Raw genomic sequence first — 17,621 nt, forward strand, 5'->3', positions numbered from 1 at the left:
AGAGCGTGTCATTCCTGCGGTGCAGCGAAGTTGTCGTCGATGAGGTCGAACAGTTCCTCCACCGACACCGAGTTGATGTCGGCTTCGGAGGGTCCGTCCTCGCGCGGTTCGTCGCGCCGCAGCGCGGCGGCGAGTTCGTCCAGTCGCCGCAACAGCACGGCCCGGTCGGCGCGGGCCGCGGCCGGGTCGGTGAGCGCGGTTTCCAGCTGTCCCAGCAGTTCCAGCGGTGATTCGACCCGGGTCAGGTCGGTCAGGTTGAACTCGGTGAGCAAGTGTCCGACCAGCGCGTTGATCGTCGGGTAGTCGAACACCAGGGTGGCGGGCAGTCGCCTGCCCACCGCCGCGCCGAGTTTGTTGCGCAGCTCGACCGCGGTGAGCGAGTCGAAGCCGAGATCCTTGAACGTGCGGTCGGGGGCGACCGCGTCCGCGCCGCTGAAGCCGAGTACCGCGGCCACGTGTTCGCGGGCGATGGCGCCGAGCAGTTCGCGCCGGGCCTCGGGGCTCAGCGTGGCCAGCCGGGCTTCCAGGCCGCCCGTGCCCGTACTGGTCTTGGCGGCGCTGCGACGGTCCTTTTTGGTCAGTTCGCGCAGTACCGCGGACAGGTCGGGGTCGGCGGCCAAAGCGTTGCGGTCCAACACCAAGGGCAGGGTGAGGGCCCGGTCGGTGGCGGCGGCCGCGTCGAACATGGCCAGGCCCTGCGCCACGGTGAACGGCACGATCCCCTTGCGCCGCAACCGGTCGTGGTCGGCGGCGCTGAGGTGGCCGGTCATCCCGGTGGCCTGGGCCCAGGCGCCCCAGGCCAGCGACACCGCGGCCAGGCCGTCGGCGCGGCGTTGCTGGCAGAGCGCGTCCAGCCAGGCATTCGCCGCGGCGTAGTTGGCCTGACCAGCGGTGCCGAGCACGCCGGTGGCGGAGGAGAAGACCACGAACCCGGCCAGGTCAAGTTCGCGGGTGGCCTGGTGCAGGTGCCAGGCGGCGTCGACCTTGGGCCGCAGCACCCGGTGCAGCTGCTCGGGGGTGAGGCTGTCCACGGTGGCGTCGTCGAGCACCCCGGCCGCGTGCACCACGGCGGTGAGCCCGCCGCGCGCGGTCAGGTCGGCGACAAGTGCTTGCACCGCACCGGGATCGCTGGTGTCGCAGGCGACGATCTCGGCGCGGGTGCCGGTGGCGGCCAGTTCCTCGGCCAGTTCCGTCGCGCCTTCGGCGTTGGCGCCGCTGCGGCTGGCCAGGACCAGCCAGTCGAAGCCCTGGCTCGCCAGGTGCCGGGCGAGTTCGCGGCCGAGGCCGCCGGTTCCACCGGTGATCAGCACCGCGCGAGTGGTGTCCCAGGTGCGCGGGATGGTGAGCACGAGCTTGCCGGTGTGCTTGGCCTGGCTCATGAACCGGAAGGCGTCCACCGCGCGCCGCAGGTCCCAAGACCTGGTGGGCAGCGGGGTGATCGCGCCCTGCTCGAAGAGTTCGAGCAGCTCGTTGAGCATGCCGCGAGTGCGTTCCGGACCGGCCTCGTCCACGTGGAAGGCCTCGTAGACCACGCCAGGCCACGGCGCGAGTTCGGCTTCGGTGCGCACGTCGTTGACACCCATCTCGGCGAACCGGCCACCGGGGGCGAGCAGGCCGAGCGAGGCGTCCACGAATTCGTTGGCCAGGGAGTTGAGCACCACATCGACCGTGGGGAACTGGGTGGCGAAGTCCAGGCTGCGGGTGGAGGCGATGTGGTCGTCGGGGATGCCGAGGCCGCGCAGGGTGTCCCACTTGGGTTCGCTGGCGGTGGCGTAGACCTCGGCGCCCAGGTGCTGGGCGAGCTGGATGGCGGCCATGCCGACACCGCCGGTGCCGGCGTGGATGAGCACCTTCTCGCCGGGTTTGAGCGCGGCGATGTCGACCAGGCCGTAGTAGGCGGTGAGGTAGGCGGCGGGCACGCTGGCGGCCTCGACGTCGGTCCAGTGGGCCGGGATCCGGGCGACGTGCCGGTGATCGACGACCACCATCGGCCCGAATCCGCCGTCGACCACCCCGAGCACCCGGTCACCGGGGGCCAGATCGTCAACGCCAGGACCGGTTTCCACCACCACGCCGACGGCTTCGGCGCCCATCTGCCCGGCCATGCCCTCGATCTGGTCGAGGACCTTGCCGTAGCCGAGGGTGCCGAGCACATCGCGGAAGTTGATGCCAGCGGCGCGGATCGCCACCCGCACCTTGCCTTCGGTGAGTGGGAGGTCGGCGGCGGTAGTCGGCACCAAGCCGAGTCCGTCCACCGAGCCGGGGTTGCGGGCGTCCATCCGCCAGTCGCAGCGGTGGATCGGGGCGAGCAGAGTGCTGGTGTCGGGGGCCAGGCGGGGCACCCAGACCTGGCCGTCGATCACGGCGAGCTGCGGTTCGTTGCCCTCGGCCAGGTGTGGCAAGGCGAGTGGAATGTCCTCAGTGGACTCGATGTCCAGGAGACCAAAGCGGCCTGGGTGTTCGGAGAGCGCGGTGCGCACCAGGCCCCAGGCGGTGGCGGCGGCCAGATCCTGGCCGGTGCGCGCGCCCTGAGTGATCAGCACGAGTCGGGAGCCGTCGTACTGCTCGGACAACCACTGCTGCACCAGGTTCAGGGTCAACTCGGCGGTGTCGTGCGCGGAGCTGATCGGGTCACCGGCCACAGTGGACAGTGGGAAAAGGACGGTGGGCGGGATCTCTGTGAGTTCGGCCAGATCCGCCACGGTGACCAGTCCGGCCGGGTCGGTGCCCGCGGTGGTCAGCGGCGTCCAGTCCACTGTGTACAGCGAGACAGGCTCGTTGCTGGTGATTGCCTCGCCGGAAGCCGCCCGTAAGCGCAGGGACTGGGTGGTGAACACGAGTGCGCCGGTCTCGTCGGCCACGGTCAGCGCGACCAGGCTGTCGTTGCCGTCCGCGCCGAGGTGGCGGAGCCTGGCGCGCAACGCGGTCGCGCCGGTGGCGTGCAGGTCGGCGTGCTCCCAGGCGAATGGCAGCGCACCGGCGGCGACGTCCTGGTCGGCGAGCAGCACGGTCTGCAGGGCCGCGTCCAGCAGAGCCGGGTGCAGGCCGAAACCGGTGACCGACAGGCGTTCCGGCAGCGTGATCTCGGCGAGCACCTCGCCGTCGGCGTGCCAGGCGCGGCTGAGGCCGCGGAAGGCGGGGCCGTACTGGTAGCCGGAGTCGGCGGCCTGGTCGTAGAAGGCGGTCAGGTCGATCTCGACCGCGCCGCGCGGCGGCCACACGGCGTCGAAATCCGTTGCCTGGTCAGGGGTTCCAGGGGCGAGGACGCCGGTGGCGTGCCGGGTCCAGGCGGCGTCGGCGGTGCGGGCGTGCACGGCCAGGGTGCGGCGGTCGTCCTCGTCGGGGGCCTCCACCTTGACCTGGATCTCGACCTCCCGACCGGTCGGTAGGACCAGTGGTGCGCCGAGGATCAGCTCCTCCACCCGCCCGCAGTCGACCTCATCACCCGCGCGGACCGCGAGTTCGACAAACGCGGTGGCTGGCAGGATGGCGGTGCCGTTGACCTGGTGGTCGGACAGCCAGGGCTGGGTGTCCCTGGACAGTCGACCGGTGAGCAGCACACCCGAGCCGTCACCGAGGGGCACCGCGGCGCCGAGCACCGGGTGGTTGGTCGCGGTCAGGCCGAATGCGGAGGCGTCGCCGGAAAGCTTTGCGGCGGGCCAGAAACGCTGGTGCTGGAACGGGTAGGTGGGCAGGTCCACGGCCTGTGCGCCGGTTCCGGCGAACCAGGCAGACCAGTCCACCGCGCCACCCCGACTCCACCACTGGCCAACGGAGTCAAGGAGTCGCCGGGCGCCGCCTTCGCCGCGTCGCAGCGAGCCGGTCACCACGCCTTCGACGCCCGCGGCGTCCAGGGTGGCCTCGATCTCGGCCACCAGCACCGGGTGCGGGCTGACCTCGACCACCCGGCGGTGCCCGGACTCGATCAGCCGCTGGACCGAGCCGTGGAAGTCCACCCGCTGGCGCAGGTTGCGGAACCAGTAGCCGCCGTCGAGGTTGGCGGTGTCCAGCCAGTCGCCGATGACGGTGGAGTAGAAGGGAATCTCGCCGGTGCGCGGGTTGACCTCGGCGAGAACCTGGCCGAGTTCTTCTTCCAGGTCGGCGACGAAGTGCGAGTGCGAGGCGTAGTCCACCGCGATCCGCTTGACCCGCAGCTCCTCGGCCTCACAGTCGCGGACGAACTCCTCCAGCGCGGTGACCTCACCGGAGACCACCACGGCGGCGGGACCGTTCACGGCCGCGATGCCAACGCCGTCGCGGAGTCGGGCTTCGACCTCGGCGGCGGGCAACGCCACCGAGGCCATGCCACCACGTCCGGCGAGCACCCGGGCGATGAGTTGCGAGCGGCGGGCGACGACCAAAGCACCGTCCGGCAAGGACAATCCACCGGCGACGACCGCCGCGGCGACCTCGCCCTGTGAGTGGCCGACCACTCCATCCGGCACCACACCGAGCGACTGCCAGACCGCGGCGAGGGAGACGTTCACGGCCCAGGTGACCGGCTGCACGACGTCGACCCTGGCGAGCAGTCCCTCGTCGGAGAGGGCGTCGGTCAGGTTCCAGTCCACGTGCAGGGCAAGGGCTTCGGCGCATTCAGCGAAGCGGGCGGCGAAGACCGGGGACTCGTCGAGCAGCTCCCGGCCCATGCCCACCCACTGCGAGCCCTGGCCGGGGAAGACAAAGATCGAGCGCGCACCGGCGCCCGGGGCGGGCACGGTGCCGGACTCGGCGAAGGCCCGCAGCGAGTCGGCCAGTTCGGCGGAATTCCCGCCCACGACCACGGTGCGCACCGGCAGCGCGGCCCGCCCAGTGGCGAGGGAGAACCCGGCATCCGCCGCGTCCACCCGGCCAACGGCACCGGCCCCGCCCGCCGCGCCGTCGGCGCCCGCGAGCGCGTCGGCCAGTCGGGCGGCCTGCGCGCGCAGTGCCTCGGCCGATTTGGCCGCGAGTGCGAGCGGCACCACACCAATTTCCGCAGCATTACCAACCGGTCGGTCGGGAGCCTGTTCCAGGATCACGTGCGCGTTGGTTCCGCTGGCACCGAAGGAGGACACCCCGGCCCGGCGCGGCCGGTCGACCTCGGGCCAGGGCACCGTCTCGGTCAGCAACTCGACCGAACCCGCGGCCCAGTCCACGTGACTGGTCCGGTCGGAGACGTGCAGGGTCTTGGGTGCGGCGCCGTGTTCCATCGCCTGCACCATCTTGATCACACCCGCCACACCCGCGGCGGCCTGGGTGTGGCCGAAGTTGGACTTGATCGAGCCCAGCAGCAACGGGTTGGGCCGGTTCTGGCCGTAGACGTCGACCAGGGCCTGGGCCTCGATCGGGTCGCCCAGGGTGGTGCCAGTGCCGTGGCCCTCGACCACGTCGACCTCGGCGGCGGTCACGCCAGCGTCGTGCAGCGCGGACAAGATCACCCGCTGCTGGGACGGGCCGTTGGGTGCGGTCAGGCCGTTGGACGCGCCGTCCTGGTTGACCGCGGTGCCGCGCACGATCGCGCGCACCCGGTGACCGAGCCGGACGGCGTCGGAAAGTCGTTCCAGGACAAGGACACCCACGCCCTCACCCCAGCCGGTGCCATCCGCCGAGTCGGAGAAAGCCTTGCAGCGCCCGTCTATGGCGAGCCCGCCCTGGCGGGAGAACTCGACGAACAGGCTCGGCGTGGACAGCACGGTCACGCCGCCGACCAGGGCCAGGGAGCACTCCCCCGACCGCAGTGCCCGGGTGCCCAGGTGCAGGGCTACCAGCGAGGAGGAACACGCCGTGTCCACGGTGACCGCCGGGCCTTCCAGGCCGAGGGCGTAGGAGACCCGGCCGGAGGCGACGCTGGGCGCGCTGCCGGTGGACTGGAAGCCCTCGAACTCGCCGCCGCCCAACAGGGTGGCGTAGTCGCTGTACATGACACCGGCGAACACCCCGGTCTCACTGCCCTTGAGTGTGCCGGGGTCGATGCCCGCGTGTTCCAGTGCCTCCCAGGCGTTTTCCAGCAGCAGCCGGTGCTGGGCGTCGGTGGCCATGGCCTCGCGCGGGGACATGCCGAAGAAGGCCGCGTCGAAATCGCCCGCGCCGTAAAGGAAACTGCCCAGGCGGGTGTGCGAGGTGCCGAGGCGGTCCGGGGTGGGGTCGAACAGGCGGGCGGTGTCCCAGCCGCGGTCCAGGGGGAAGTCGGCGGTGGTGTCGGTGCCCGCGGCGACCAGGCGCCACAGGTCGGCGGGGCCTTCGATGCCGCCGGGGTAGCGGCAGGCCATGCCGACAATGACCACCGGGTCGTCCTCGGTGGCGGTCTGCGGGCGGGCGCTGGTGGTGGCGGCCGCGCGCGGGGTGAGTTCGAGGATGGCGGCGATGCGGCCCGCGATGGCCTCGGGGGTTGGGTAGTCGAAGGCCAGGGTGGAGGTCAGCGCGGCGCCGGTGGCGGCGGTGAGCCTGCGGCGCAGTTCCACCGCCATCAGCGAGTCCAGGCCGCGGGAGACCAGGGCCTCGTCGGCGGGCACGCCGGACGGGTCGGTGATGCCCAGCACGCCCGCGGCCTCGCGGACCACGATCGCGGTCAGCTCGACGAGCTGCTTGTCCCTGGGCAGCGCGGCCAGGCGGTCCTTGAGGGTTTCGGGTTCGTCGGCGGTGCGGGCGGCGGCCTGGCGCGGGGCCAGCCGGACGAGGGTGCGCAGGACCGCGGACAGGTGGCCGCCCTGCTCGGCCTCCTGCCGCGGTCCGCGCAGGTCGAGGCGGACCGGGGCGAGGGCGGACTCGGTCCGGCCGAGCGCGGTGTCCAGCAGGCCAAGCCCGTGCCGCAGTGGGAAGGCGACAATGCCCTGCCTGCGCATCCGGGCGAGTTCGGCGGTGCCGAGGTGGCCGGTCATACCGTCCGCGTCGGGTTCCCACAGGCCCCAGGCGAGGCTGGTGGCGGGCAGTCCGGCGCGCTGGCGGCGGGCGGCGATCTCGTCGAGTACGGAGTTGGCGGCGGCGTAGGTGCTCTGACCCGCCGTGCCGAGCACCCCGGCGGCCGAGGAGAACAGCACAAACGCGGCCAGGGGCGCGTCCCTGGTCAGCTCGCACAGGTGCAGCGCGCCGGAGACCTTGGCGTTGAAGACCTCGGTCAGTCGGGCGCCGTTCTGGTGCAGCAGCAGGCCGTCGTCCAGGACCCCGGCCAGGTGCACCACGGCGGTGAGTGGGGTGTCGATGCTGTCCAGGAGTGCGGCCACGGCGTCCCGGTCGGCGACGTCGCAGGCCACGATCCGGGCTTCGGTTCCGGCCGCGGCCAGGGTTTCCGCGAGTTCGGTGGCGCCGGGGGCGTCCGGGCCGCGGCGGGAGGTGAGCACCAGGTTGCGGGCGCCGTGCGCGCGAACCAGGTGCTCGGCCACGGCCGCGCCGAGCTGGCCGGTGCCGCCGGTGATCAACACGGTGCCGTCCGGGTCGAGCCGGACGGTCTCGTTGATCTCGTCGAACAGCCGGGCCAGGCGCGGGGTGTACAGGCCGTCCTCGCGGACCAGGAGTTCGGGTTCGGGCAGGTCCAGGGCGGTGTCGGGCAGGGTGCGGGTGCCGACGTCGATCCAGCGCAGCACCCGGTCCGGGTGCTCGGCGCGGGCGGAGCGCAGCAGGCCGCGCACGGCGGCCCCGGCCAGTCCGCCGCCGCTGACCCAGACCAGTTCGGCGGCGGGCGCTTCGGTGAGGATGCGCTGGATCGCGGTCAGGGCTTCGGCCGCGGCCTCGGCGACCGGGAAGTCCTCCCGGCCGGTCGCGTCGATCACCACCCGCTCGATGTCGGCGGGCAGTTCGCCGAGCGGGAGCGTTCCCGTGAACGTGCTCGGCCGGGCGGCGGACTCAGTGGGTGCGGTGACCCGCTGCTCCTCGATCCGGTAGAGGTCTTGGGTCCGTCCGGCCCCGGCCTGGATCTGCTCGGGCCGGGCGGTGCGCAGGTCCAGGCGCTGCACCCGGGCCACCGGCGCGCCGGTGGTGTCGGCCAGCCAGACGGACAGGCGACGGCCGTCGGAGGTGGCCTCGGCCTGTACCCGCACCCGCAGTTCGCTCGCGCCGGTGGCGAAGAGTTCGACGCCGGACCACTCGAACGGCATCTGCACGTGGTCGGCGGTCTGGCCGCCGTCGGCGCAGGCCCGCATCACGTTCAGCGCGCCGTCCAGCAGCGCGGGGTGCAGGGCGTAGGGCTCGCCGTCCAGGCCGTCGGGCAGCCTGACTGTGCCGTAGCCGATGCCGTCGCGGCGCCAGAGTCCGGTGGTGGTCAGGAAGCCGGGGCCGTAGTCCACGCCCTGGTCGGCGAAGCGGTCGTAGAGGCCGTCCAGTTCGACCGGCTCCGCGCCGGGCACCGGCCATTCGCGCAGGTCGGCGAACTCGGGAGCGTCGGTGGCGGCGGGGGCGGAGTCAAGTTCACCGGCGGCGTGCAGGGTCCACTCGTGTTCGGCGCCGGAGGGGCGGCTGTGGATGGCGATCGGGTGGCGGGCGTCGACCGCGGGGCCGATGGCGACCTGGACGCGGACCGAGGAGGTCTCGGGCAGCATCATCGGCGCGACCATGACCAGGCTGGTGACCTGGGCCAGGCCGAGCCGGTGCGCGGCCGCGATGGCCAGTTCCATCAGCCCGGTCCCGGCCAGCACGATGTGCCCGTGTACCACGTGATCACCCAGCCACGGGTGCTCCGGCACGGAGAGGCGACCGGCGAGGACCTGGCCGAGGCCACCGGCCAGCGCGGGTTCCACGATCAGCCAGGGGTGGGTGAGCGGGGCCAGTTCCAGTGCGCCGTCGGCGCTGCGCGGGGTGATCCAGTAGCGGCTGCGCTGGAACGGGTAGGTGGGCAGGTCAACCGGGTGCGGGTCGGTGTCGGTGAACACGGCTGGCCAGTCGACCTCGATGCCGTGCGCGTGCGCCTCGGCGAGTCCGGTCAGCACCGCTTCGGCCTCGGGCCGGTCGCGGCGCTGGGCGGCGACCACCGCGACGCGCTGGCGGGCCTCGGCCACGCAGTCGCCGACCATGGCCGCGCCGGAGCCGTCCGGGCCGAGTTCCAGGAACCGGGTCACCCCGGCGTCGAGCAACGTGCTGACTCCGGCGGCGAAGCGGACGGTGGAGCGGACGTGCGAGACCCAGTAGCCGGGGTCGCAGACCTCGGTGCTGATCAGGCCGCCGGTGACGTTGGAGACCAGGCCGATCTCGGGTTCGCGTGCGGTGGCCCGGCCGGCGACCTCGGCGAATTCGGCCAGCATCGGTTCCATCCGCGGCGAGTGGTAGGCGTGCTCCATGGCCAGGCGCTTGACCTCGCGGCCCTGGGCCAGCAGCGTTTCGGTGATCTCCTCGATCGCGGCGACGGTGCCGGAGAGGATGACCGAGTTGGGTCCGTTGACCAGTCCGGCGACCAGCTCGTGCTCGCGGTTTTCCAGCAGTGGCAACAGATCCTGCTCGGACGCCCGGACCGCGAGCATCGCGCCGCCGGGTGGCAGCGACTGCATCAGCTGGCCGCGGGCGGCCACCAGCGAGCAGGCGTCCGGCAGGGACCAGACCCCGGCGACGTGGGCGGCGGCGAGTTCACCGGTGGAGTAGCCGAGCACGTAGTTCGGGACAACGCCCCAGGATTCGACCAGGCGGTAGAGCGCGACCTGGAAGGCGAACAGCGCGGGCTGGGTGAAGCCGATCTGGTTGAGCAGTTCGGCTTCCGGGGTGTCCTTGGCGGCGAAGGTGATCTCACGCAGCGGGCGGGGCAGCAGCGGATCGAGGTGCGCGCAGACCGCGTCGTAGGCGGCGGCGAAGGCGGGGAAGGTGCGGTACAGCTCGGCGCCCATGGCCGAGCGCTGCGCGCCCTGGCCGGGGAAGACGAAGGCGGTCTTGCCGGAGAGCGCGGATCCGGTGACCACGCCCGGAATGGACTCACCGGCGGCGATCGCGCGCAGTCCGGCGATCAGCTCGTCCGCGTCGGAGCCGATGACCGCCGCGCGGCGGGCCAGGCGGGCGCGGGTGGAGACCAGGGACCAGGCGACGTCGACCGGCCGGTGTCCGGCCACGGCCTCGGCCAGGCTCTCGGCCTGGGCACGCAACGCGGTCTCGGTGTGTCCGGACAGGACCCACGGCACGATCGGACCGTCCCACTTGGGCAAACCGGTACGCCCACTTGGGCCAACTTGGCGTACGAGTTGGCCCAAGTCGTCGGCGGGTTCGGTGGCGGGGGCCTGTTCGACGATCATGTGGGCGTTGGTGCCGCTGATGCCGAAGGCGGAGATTCCGGCCCGGTAGGGGCGGTCGGTGGCGGGCAGGATCTGGTGTTCGGCGACCAGGTTGATGCCGCCTACCGACCAGTCGACGCGGCTGCTGGGTTCCTGGGCGTGCAGGGAGCGAGGGGCCTCGCCGCGGCGCAGGGCTTCGACGATCTTGATGAATCCGGCGACACCGGCCGCGGCCTGGGTGTGGCCGAGGTTGGACTTGACGCCGCCGAGCAGTGCGGGCGTGCCACCGGAGCGGGCTTTGCCATAGGTGGCAAGCAAAGCGCGGGCTTCGATGGGGTCGCCGAGGCGGGTGCCGGTGCCGTGCGCTTCCAGGAGGTCGACCTCGGCGGCGTCCAGTTCGGCGTCGGCCAGTGCGGCGCGGATGACTCGCTGCTGGGCGTTCGCGCTCGGTGCGGACAGGCCGTTGGAGGCGCCGTCGGAGTTGATCGCGGAGCCGCGGATGACCGCGAGAATCGGGCGGCCGGAAGCCAATGCGGCCGAGAGTGGCTGGAGCAGGACCAGGCCGCTGCCCTCGGAGAAGCCGGTGCCGTCGGCGTCCTCGCTGAACGCGCGGCAACGCCCGTCCGGGGAGAGTCCGCCCTGGCGGCTGAACTCGACCAGGAGCTGCGGTCCGGCCATCACGGTGGCACCACCGGCCAGGGCGAGGGAGCACTCCCCCGCGCGCAGTGCGCGCACCGCACTGTGCAGGGCGACCAGTGAGGAGGAGCAGGCGGTGTCGACGGTGACGGCGGGGCCTTCCAGCCCTAGTACATAAGAGATCCGGCCCGCGAGGACGCTGGCCGCGCCGCCGGTGAGGGCGTGGCCCTCGGAGTCGCCGCTGCCTTGAGTCAGTCCGGCGTAGTCCTGGCCGTTGGTGCCGATGTAGACGCCGACATCGCTGCCGCGCAGGGACTCCGGCACGATCCGGGCCCGTTCCAGGGCCTCCCAGGCGTTTTCCAGCAGCAGGCGTTGCTGCGGGTCCATGGCCAGGGCCTCGCGCGGGGAGATCCCGAAGAAGGCGGCGTCGAATTCGCCTGCGGCGTCAAGGAATCCGCCTGCCCGCGCGTACAGCGTGCCTGGGTTGTCGGGGTCCGGGTCGTAGAGGCTGTCCAGGTCCCAGCCGCGGTCGCCGGGCAGCGGCCCGATGGCCTCTTCACCGGCGGCCAGCAGGCGCCAGAGGTCCTCGGGCGAGCTGATGCCACCGGGGAACCGGCAGCTCATCGCGAGCACCGCGATCGGTTCGCTCGACCGGGCGCGCTCCTCGCGGAGCGCGTTCAGTTCGCTGGTAGCCCGCTTGAGGTACTCACGCAGCTTCTGCTCGGTCGCCGTCACGTGTTCCTCCGGCTCATGGTGATGCTGTCGATGAGGTCGAACAGTTCGTCGTCGGAGACGTCCTCCATCGGCGCGGCGGTTTCTTCCGCCACGGCCGGGACGTCCTCGGACACGTCGAGGTCGAGCTGGGCTAACAGGTGTTGTGCCACCGCGACCGGGGTGGGCTGCTCGAAGACCAGGGTCACCGGCAGCCGCAGACCCGCTTCCGCGCTGATCCGCTTGCTCAGGTCGGCCCCGGTCACCGAGTCGATGCCCAGATCGCGGAAGGTGCTGGTCTCCTCCGGCCGGTCGCCGCGCCGGTAGCCGAGCACGATGGCGGTGTGCCGCAGCACCACGTCCAGCACCAGTTCGGGACGGCGGCGGGCGGGCAGGGCTACCAACCGTTCGGTCAGGCTCTGCTCCGCCACTGTTTCGGCGGGGGCGGTGCGGCGGGCGTCGGGCAGGTCGGCCAGCAGCGCGCTGGGGCGCAACGCGGTGAGGGTCGGGGTGAAGCGGTCCCAGTTGATGTCGGCGACCAGCTGGGTGGCGCGGCCGCCGTCGATGGCCTCCTGCAGGGCACGCAGGGCCAGTTCCGGGTCCATGCAGTTGATGCCGTGCCGTTCCAGGGTGGGGCGCACCGCGGAGGTAGCCATGCCCTCGCCGTCCCAGGCGCCGAAGGCGACCGAGGTGGCGGGCAGGCCCTGGGCGCGGCGCAGTTCGGCGAGCGCGTCCAGGCCTGCGTTGGCCGGGGCGTAGTTGCCCTGACCGGGAATGCCCACCGTGGCGCCGATGGTGGAGAAGAGCACGAACGCGGACAGGTTCATCCCGGCGGTCTGCTCGTGCAGGTTCCACGCGCCGGCGATCTTGGCCCGCTGGGCCACCGCGACCTGTTCCAGGTGCAGGGCGTGCAGTGGCGCGTCGGCCAGCACGGCGGCGGTGTGCACCACCGCGTCGAGGTCGCCGATCCGGTCCAGCAGGGTGCGCAGTTGCACCCGGTCGGCGACGTCGCAGGCCTCGATCCGGGTGTGCACGCCGCGGGCGGTGAGTTCCGCGCGCAGTTCGGCCGCGCCGGGTGCGGCCGGGCCGCGGCGGCTGACCAGCACGATCCGGTCGGCACCGCGGTCGGCCAGCCAGCGGGCCACGTGCCCGCCGAGCGCGCCGGTGCCGCCGGTGACCAGCACGGTGCCGCGCGGCCGCCAGTCGGCGTGGTCGGCGCGCTGGTCGGCGGGGCGGACCAGGCGGCAGGCCAGGGTGCCGAAGGGACGCAGCGCGAGCTGGTCCTCGCCGTCGCCGCGGGTGAGCGCGGCGGCCAGTTGCCGCCAGCTGCCTTCGCGGGGCAGCGCGGGCACGTCGATCAGGCCGCCCCAGCGGTCGTGGTGCTCGTGTCCGGCGACCCGGCCCATTCCCCAGATCATCCGCTGGTCCGGGCGGACCTCGTGGTCGCCGGGGTCGGTGATCATCGCGCCGCTGGTCACGCACCACAGCGGCGCGCTGACCCCGGCGTCGCCAAGTGCTTGCACGGCAAGCAAAGTGGCCGCGTAGCCAGCGGGCACACCGGGGTGGTCGATCCGGTCGCCGGGGATGAGCGCGAGCAGGCTGAGCACGCCGGTGAGGTCCTCACCGAGGGCGGATTCGCAGACGGCGGCGAGGGTTTCCCGGCTCGGGTGGTGCTCGCATTCCAGGGTGATCAGCCGCATTCCTTGCTGGGCAAGGACATCGACGGCCTCCACCCACGGTCCTTCGCCTTTGGGCGCCAGCACCAGCCAGGTGCCGGTGGCCGGGCGGGCGGTGGGTTCGGCGACCGAACGCCAGGCGGTGGCGTAGCGCCAGTTGCCGATCACACTGGCCGCGTTCTCCCTGCGGTGCCAGCCGGCCAGGGCGGCGACGAGTTCGGGCAGGGTGGCGGCGGGGGAGACGGCCAGCAGGCTCTGCAGACCGTCGAGATCAGCCTGTTGCACCAGGTTCCAGAAGGATTCGGCGGGCTGGGCGGCGGCCGGGGTGACCGCGGGGGTGCTCTCCAGCCAGTAGCGCTGGTGCTGGAAGCGGTAGGCGGGCAGGTCTACCAACCGAGCGGTCGGCAGGTGCCAGTCCACCGGCAGGCCGTGCGCCTGGGCGTGGGCGAGCGCGGTGATGAACCGGCGGTGGCCACCGTCCTCGCGGCGCAGACTGCCGAAGGCGACCGCCTCGGGGCTGGCGTCCTGGATGCCCATGGTGAGCACCGGGTGCGGGCTGACCTCGATGAAGATCCGGTGCCCCGCTTCGATCAGCGCGCCGATGGTGGCCTCGAACTCCACTGTGGACCGGAGGTTGTCGTACCAGTACTGGGCGTTGAGGCCGCGGGTGTCCAGGGCCTCGCCGGTGACGGTGGAGTAGAAGGCGGCCTGGGCCTTGCGCGGCCGGATCGGGGCCAGGTCGTCAAGGAGTTCGTCCACAATGGACTCGACGTGGGCGGAGTGCGAGGCGTAGTCCACCGGGAGTTGCCGGGCGCGCACGCCATCGGCTTCGAGCTGGGTGATGAACTCGGCGAGGGCCTCGGGGTCGCCGGAGACCACGGTGGAGCCGGGTCCGTTGGCGGCAGCGAGGGAGATCCGGCCGTCCCATTCTTCCAGCCGGGCAACGGCTTCGGCGCGGGAGAGCATGGTGGAGACCATGCCGCCGCGTCCGGCCAGGGTGCGGGCGATGGCCTGGGAGCGCAGCGCCACGATGCGGGCGCCGTCTTCCAGGGAGAGCGCGCCGACCGCGCAGGCGGCGGCGATCTCGCCCTGGGAGTGGCCGACCACCGCCGCCGGGCGCACGCCGTGGGCGGCCCAGAGTGCGGCGAGCGAGACCATCACCGCCCACAGCGCGGGCTGCACCACGTCCACTCGGCGCAGGGCGTCCTCGTCGGCGAGCGCCTCGGTCAAGATCCAGTCGGTGTAGGGCTTGAGGGCTTGCTGGCAGTCGGCGAGGGCGGCGGCGAAGGCCGGGGCGCTGTCCAGGAGGTCCAGGGCCATGCCCGCCCACTGCGAGCCCTGGCCGGGGAAGACCAGCACCGGGCCGGGCTGGTCCTTGGCCCGGCCCAGGACCAGTCCGGGTGCTTCCTCGCCGGCGGCCAGCGCGGCGAGTCCGTCGAGGAGTTCCTGGCGGTCGCCGACGAGCACCGCGCGGTGTTCGAAGGCGGTGCGGGTGGTGGCCAGGGAGTGGCCGATGTCAGCGATCCGCAGGCCGGGTGTGGCGGTGACGTGTGTGCGCAGGGCGTCGGCCTGGGCGCGCAGGGCGGGGGCGGACTGGGCGGAGAGCGGCCAGGCCACCGGTTCGCCGGAGTCAGTGCCGCCGTCGACCGCGATCCAATCAACGTCCACGCCGTCTGTCCACAGTAGACCGAGCAGGTCTTCCAGGGTTTCCGGTGCGGAGCGGTCCCGGCGGCAGGTCCAGAACACTTCGCTGCCAAGGGTTTTGGCGACCGAGACGCGCAGCACCGGGTGTGGGCCGATCTCCACCACCCGGCTACCCTCTGGGAGTGCGCGCACGGCCTTGACCAGGCGCATCGGCTCGCACATGTTGCGGGCCCAGTAGGCCGCGTCCAGGGCGGTCCCGGCCAGTTCGGCGCCGGTGACGGTGGAGATGAAGGGGATCGTGGTCTCGGCGGGGGTGAGATCGCCGAGCAAGGTGATCAGCTCAGTGGCCAGGGGGCTGAGTTCGCGGCTGTGTGAGGGGTAGTCGATGGCCACCCGCGCGGTGAAGATCCCGGCCTCGCCGAGTTCCTGTTCGGCGGCGGCGATGGCGGCGGTGTGCCCGGACAGGGCCACCTGTCCTGGCGACAGTTCCCCGGCGAGGGTGAGCCGGTCGCCGAAGCGTTGTTCTGCCTCCGTCACGTCGAGGTCGCAAACCAGCACGGTTCCGGTGCCGGAGGCGCGTTCGCCGACCAGGCGGGACCAGAGGCCGATGACCTGGGCACCCTGGGCGGTGGTCAGCGCACCGGCGGCGACCGCGGCGGCCACCTCACCGACGCTCTGCCCGAACACCGCCGCGGGCCGGACGCCCCAGACTGCCAGGGTGCGGAAGAGCGCGACCTGCACCGCGAACAGCGCGGGCTGCACCACCTCGACCCTTTCCAGGGGCCGGGCGGAGGTCAGGTCGGCCAGCACGGACCGGCCGAGCACCGGCGCCAGATGTGCGTCCACTTCGGACAGTGCGGAGCGGAACTCGGGCTGGGTCAGCAGGTCTCGGCCCATGCCGGTCCACTGGCTGCCGTGGCCGGAGAAGCCGAAGACCAGCGGCGCGCCGGTGGCCTCGCCGACGGTGGCGCGGGCCAGCAGGTCGGCCAGGTCGCCGGGCCGGTCCAGGGCAGCGAAGGCGCGGTGCGGGCCGGATCCCTTGTGCAGCATCGAAGTTGCCGGTCCGCGGGTAGTGTCGGCGATGTCCCGCCAGAGCTGCTCGGCGGTGTCCGATGCCAGCGCGACCAGGTTCCGGCGGCGGGCGGGTGGCTGGGCCAGCGCGAGGTGCACGTTGGTGCCGCCGAAGCCGAAACCGCTGACCCCGGCGTAGCGCGGGCCCTCGGGCCAGGCAGAACGATCAGTGACCACCTGGAGGCGTTCGGCGGCGAAGTCGATGGCCGGATTGGGCGCCTCGAAGTGCAGGCTGGCCGGGAGTTCGCCGTGGTGCAACGAGAGCGCGGTCTTGAGCAGGCCGAGCACCCCGGCGGCGGGTTCGAGGTGGCCGAAGTTCGTTTTGGCCGAGCCGATCCGCAGTGGCTCCACCCGGTCCGGCGCGAAAACCTCGCCGAGTGCGGATGCCTCGATCACGTCGCCGAGCTTGGTGCCGGTGCCGTGTGCCTCCACATAGGACACCTGGGCGGGCGCGATCCCTGCTGACTGCCAGGCCTGGCGCAGCACGTCGGTCTGCGCCTCGGGGTTGGGCGCGGTGAGGCCGTTGGAGGCGCCGTCGTTGTTCATCGCACTGCCCAGCAGCACCGCGTAGATCCGGTCGCCCTCGCGCAGCGCGTCGGACAGCCTGCGCAGCACCACGATGCCGCAGCCCTCGCTGCGCACGTAGCCGTTGGCACCGGCGTCGAAGGCCCGGCACTGGGCATCCGGGTTGACCCCGCCGAACTTGGTCATCGCGACCGTGGTGTGCGGGGTGAGCATCAGGTTGACGCCACCGGCCAGGGCCAGGTCGGACTCGCCGCGGCGCAGGCTGTGCGCGGCCAGGTGCACCGCCGCCAGGGAGGAGCTGCACGCGGAGCCGACCGAGAGCGCGGGGCCTTGCAGGCCAAGGGCATAGGCGACCCGGGCGGGCACGATCGAGGTGTCCCAGCCGACCGCGGAATGCGAGCCGGTCGCGTTCGGGTCGGCACCGGTGGCCTGCTGGTACTCCTGCCACATGGTGCCCAGGAACACCCCGGTCCGGGTGCCGGTCAGCCCGGTCGGCACGATCCGCGCGTCCTCCAGCGCGGACCAGGCCACCTCCAGGGTGATCCGCTGCTGCGGGTCGGTGTGCTCGGCCTCCGCGGGTGACATCCGGAAGAAGGCCGCGTCGAACCCGGCGATGTCGTCCAGGAACCCACCGCGGCGGGTGGTCATCTTGCCGGGCTGGGCCACGTCCTGGTCGAACCAGGCGTCGGCGTTCCAGCGGTCGGCCGGCACCGGCCCGATCGCGTCCACCTCGCCGAGCAGCGCCTCCCAGAGCTGACCAGGGGAGCCGATGCCGCCCGGCAGGCGGCAGCCCAGCCCGACGATCGCGATCGGCTCATCCCGCATCGTGGGAGCCGCCTGGACCGCCACGGCCGGGGCCGGGGCCCCGTCCAGGAAGGCGGTCAGCGCGGCCACCGTGGGGTGCCGGTAGGGCGCCCAGGCGGGCACCGGCCGCCCCAGCAGGCGGGACAACTCCTCGGTCAGGCCGGTCAGACCGGCCGAGTCCAGACCCAGCTCACGCAGTGCCACCTCGGCTGGGACCGCGTCCGCGGCCATTCCTAGCCGCGTGGCCGCGGCAGCGCGCACGTGTGCCAGACATGTATCGGCCTCACTTCGCATCCCGACCACCTTGCCGCCGTTTCCCAGGGGATTCCCGGAGCGACGTTACAAACGGCCAACTGCGGATTCCCCCAGACACGGGCGCGCGCAATCTCTAGCA

2 protein-coding genes and 2 pseudogenes are annotated in these 17,621 nt (G+C 72.5%); all 4 read right to left on the reverse strand.

Translation table 11 applies throughout. The features are described from left to right. Positions 1-8: 8 nt before the first annotated feature. The 4 genes and pseudogenes from ACTOWY_RS08715 to ACTOWY_RS08730 all read right to left on the reverse strand — a co-directional run bounded on the left by ACTOWY_RS08715 (position 9) and on the right by ACTOWY_RS08730 (position 17,521). Complete coding sequence (locus ACTOWY_RS08715; protein ID WP_441309133.1) at positions 9-7,937, reverse strand: SDR family NAD(P)-dependent oxidoreductase; 7,929 nt, start codon at positions 7,935-7,937, stop codon at positions 9-11. Continuing rightward, positions 7,911-8,840: pseudogene (locus ACTOWY_RS08720) on the reverse strand (polyketide synthase dehydratase domain-containing protein); the annotation flags it as partial. The gene ACTOWY_RS08715 and the pseudogene ACTOWY_RS08720, both read right to left, overlap by 27 nt. 27 nt (positions 8,841-8,867) lie before the next feature. Beyond that, positions 8,868-11,453 (reverse strand): annotated as a pseudogene (locus ACTOWY_RS08725) (type I polyketide synthase); the annotation flags it as partial. 74 nt (positions 11,454-11,527) lie between these two features. Continuing rightward, positions 11,528-17,521, reverse strand: a complete 5,994-nt coding sequence (locus ACTOWY_RS08730) for a type I polyketide synthase (protein WP_441309092.1) — start codon at positions 17,519-17,521, stop codon at positions 11,528-11,530. Positions 17,522-17,621: the final 100 nt, after the last annotated feature.

The organism is Crossiella sp. CA198, from assembly GCF_052078295.1.
Lineage (GTDB): Bacteria > Actinomycetota > Actinomycetes > Mycobacteriales > Pseudonocardiaceae > Crossiella.

Coding starts and splice junctions, on each gene's coding strand:
- ACTOWY_RS08730 (WP_441309092.1), bottom strand. CDS start 17,521: ATGCGAAGTGAGGCCGATACATGTCTGGCACACGTGCGCGCTGCCGCG.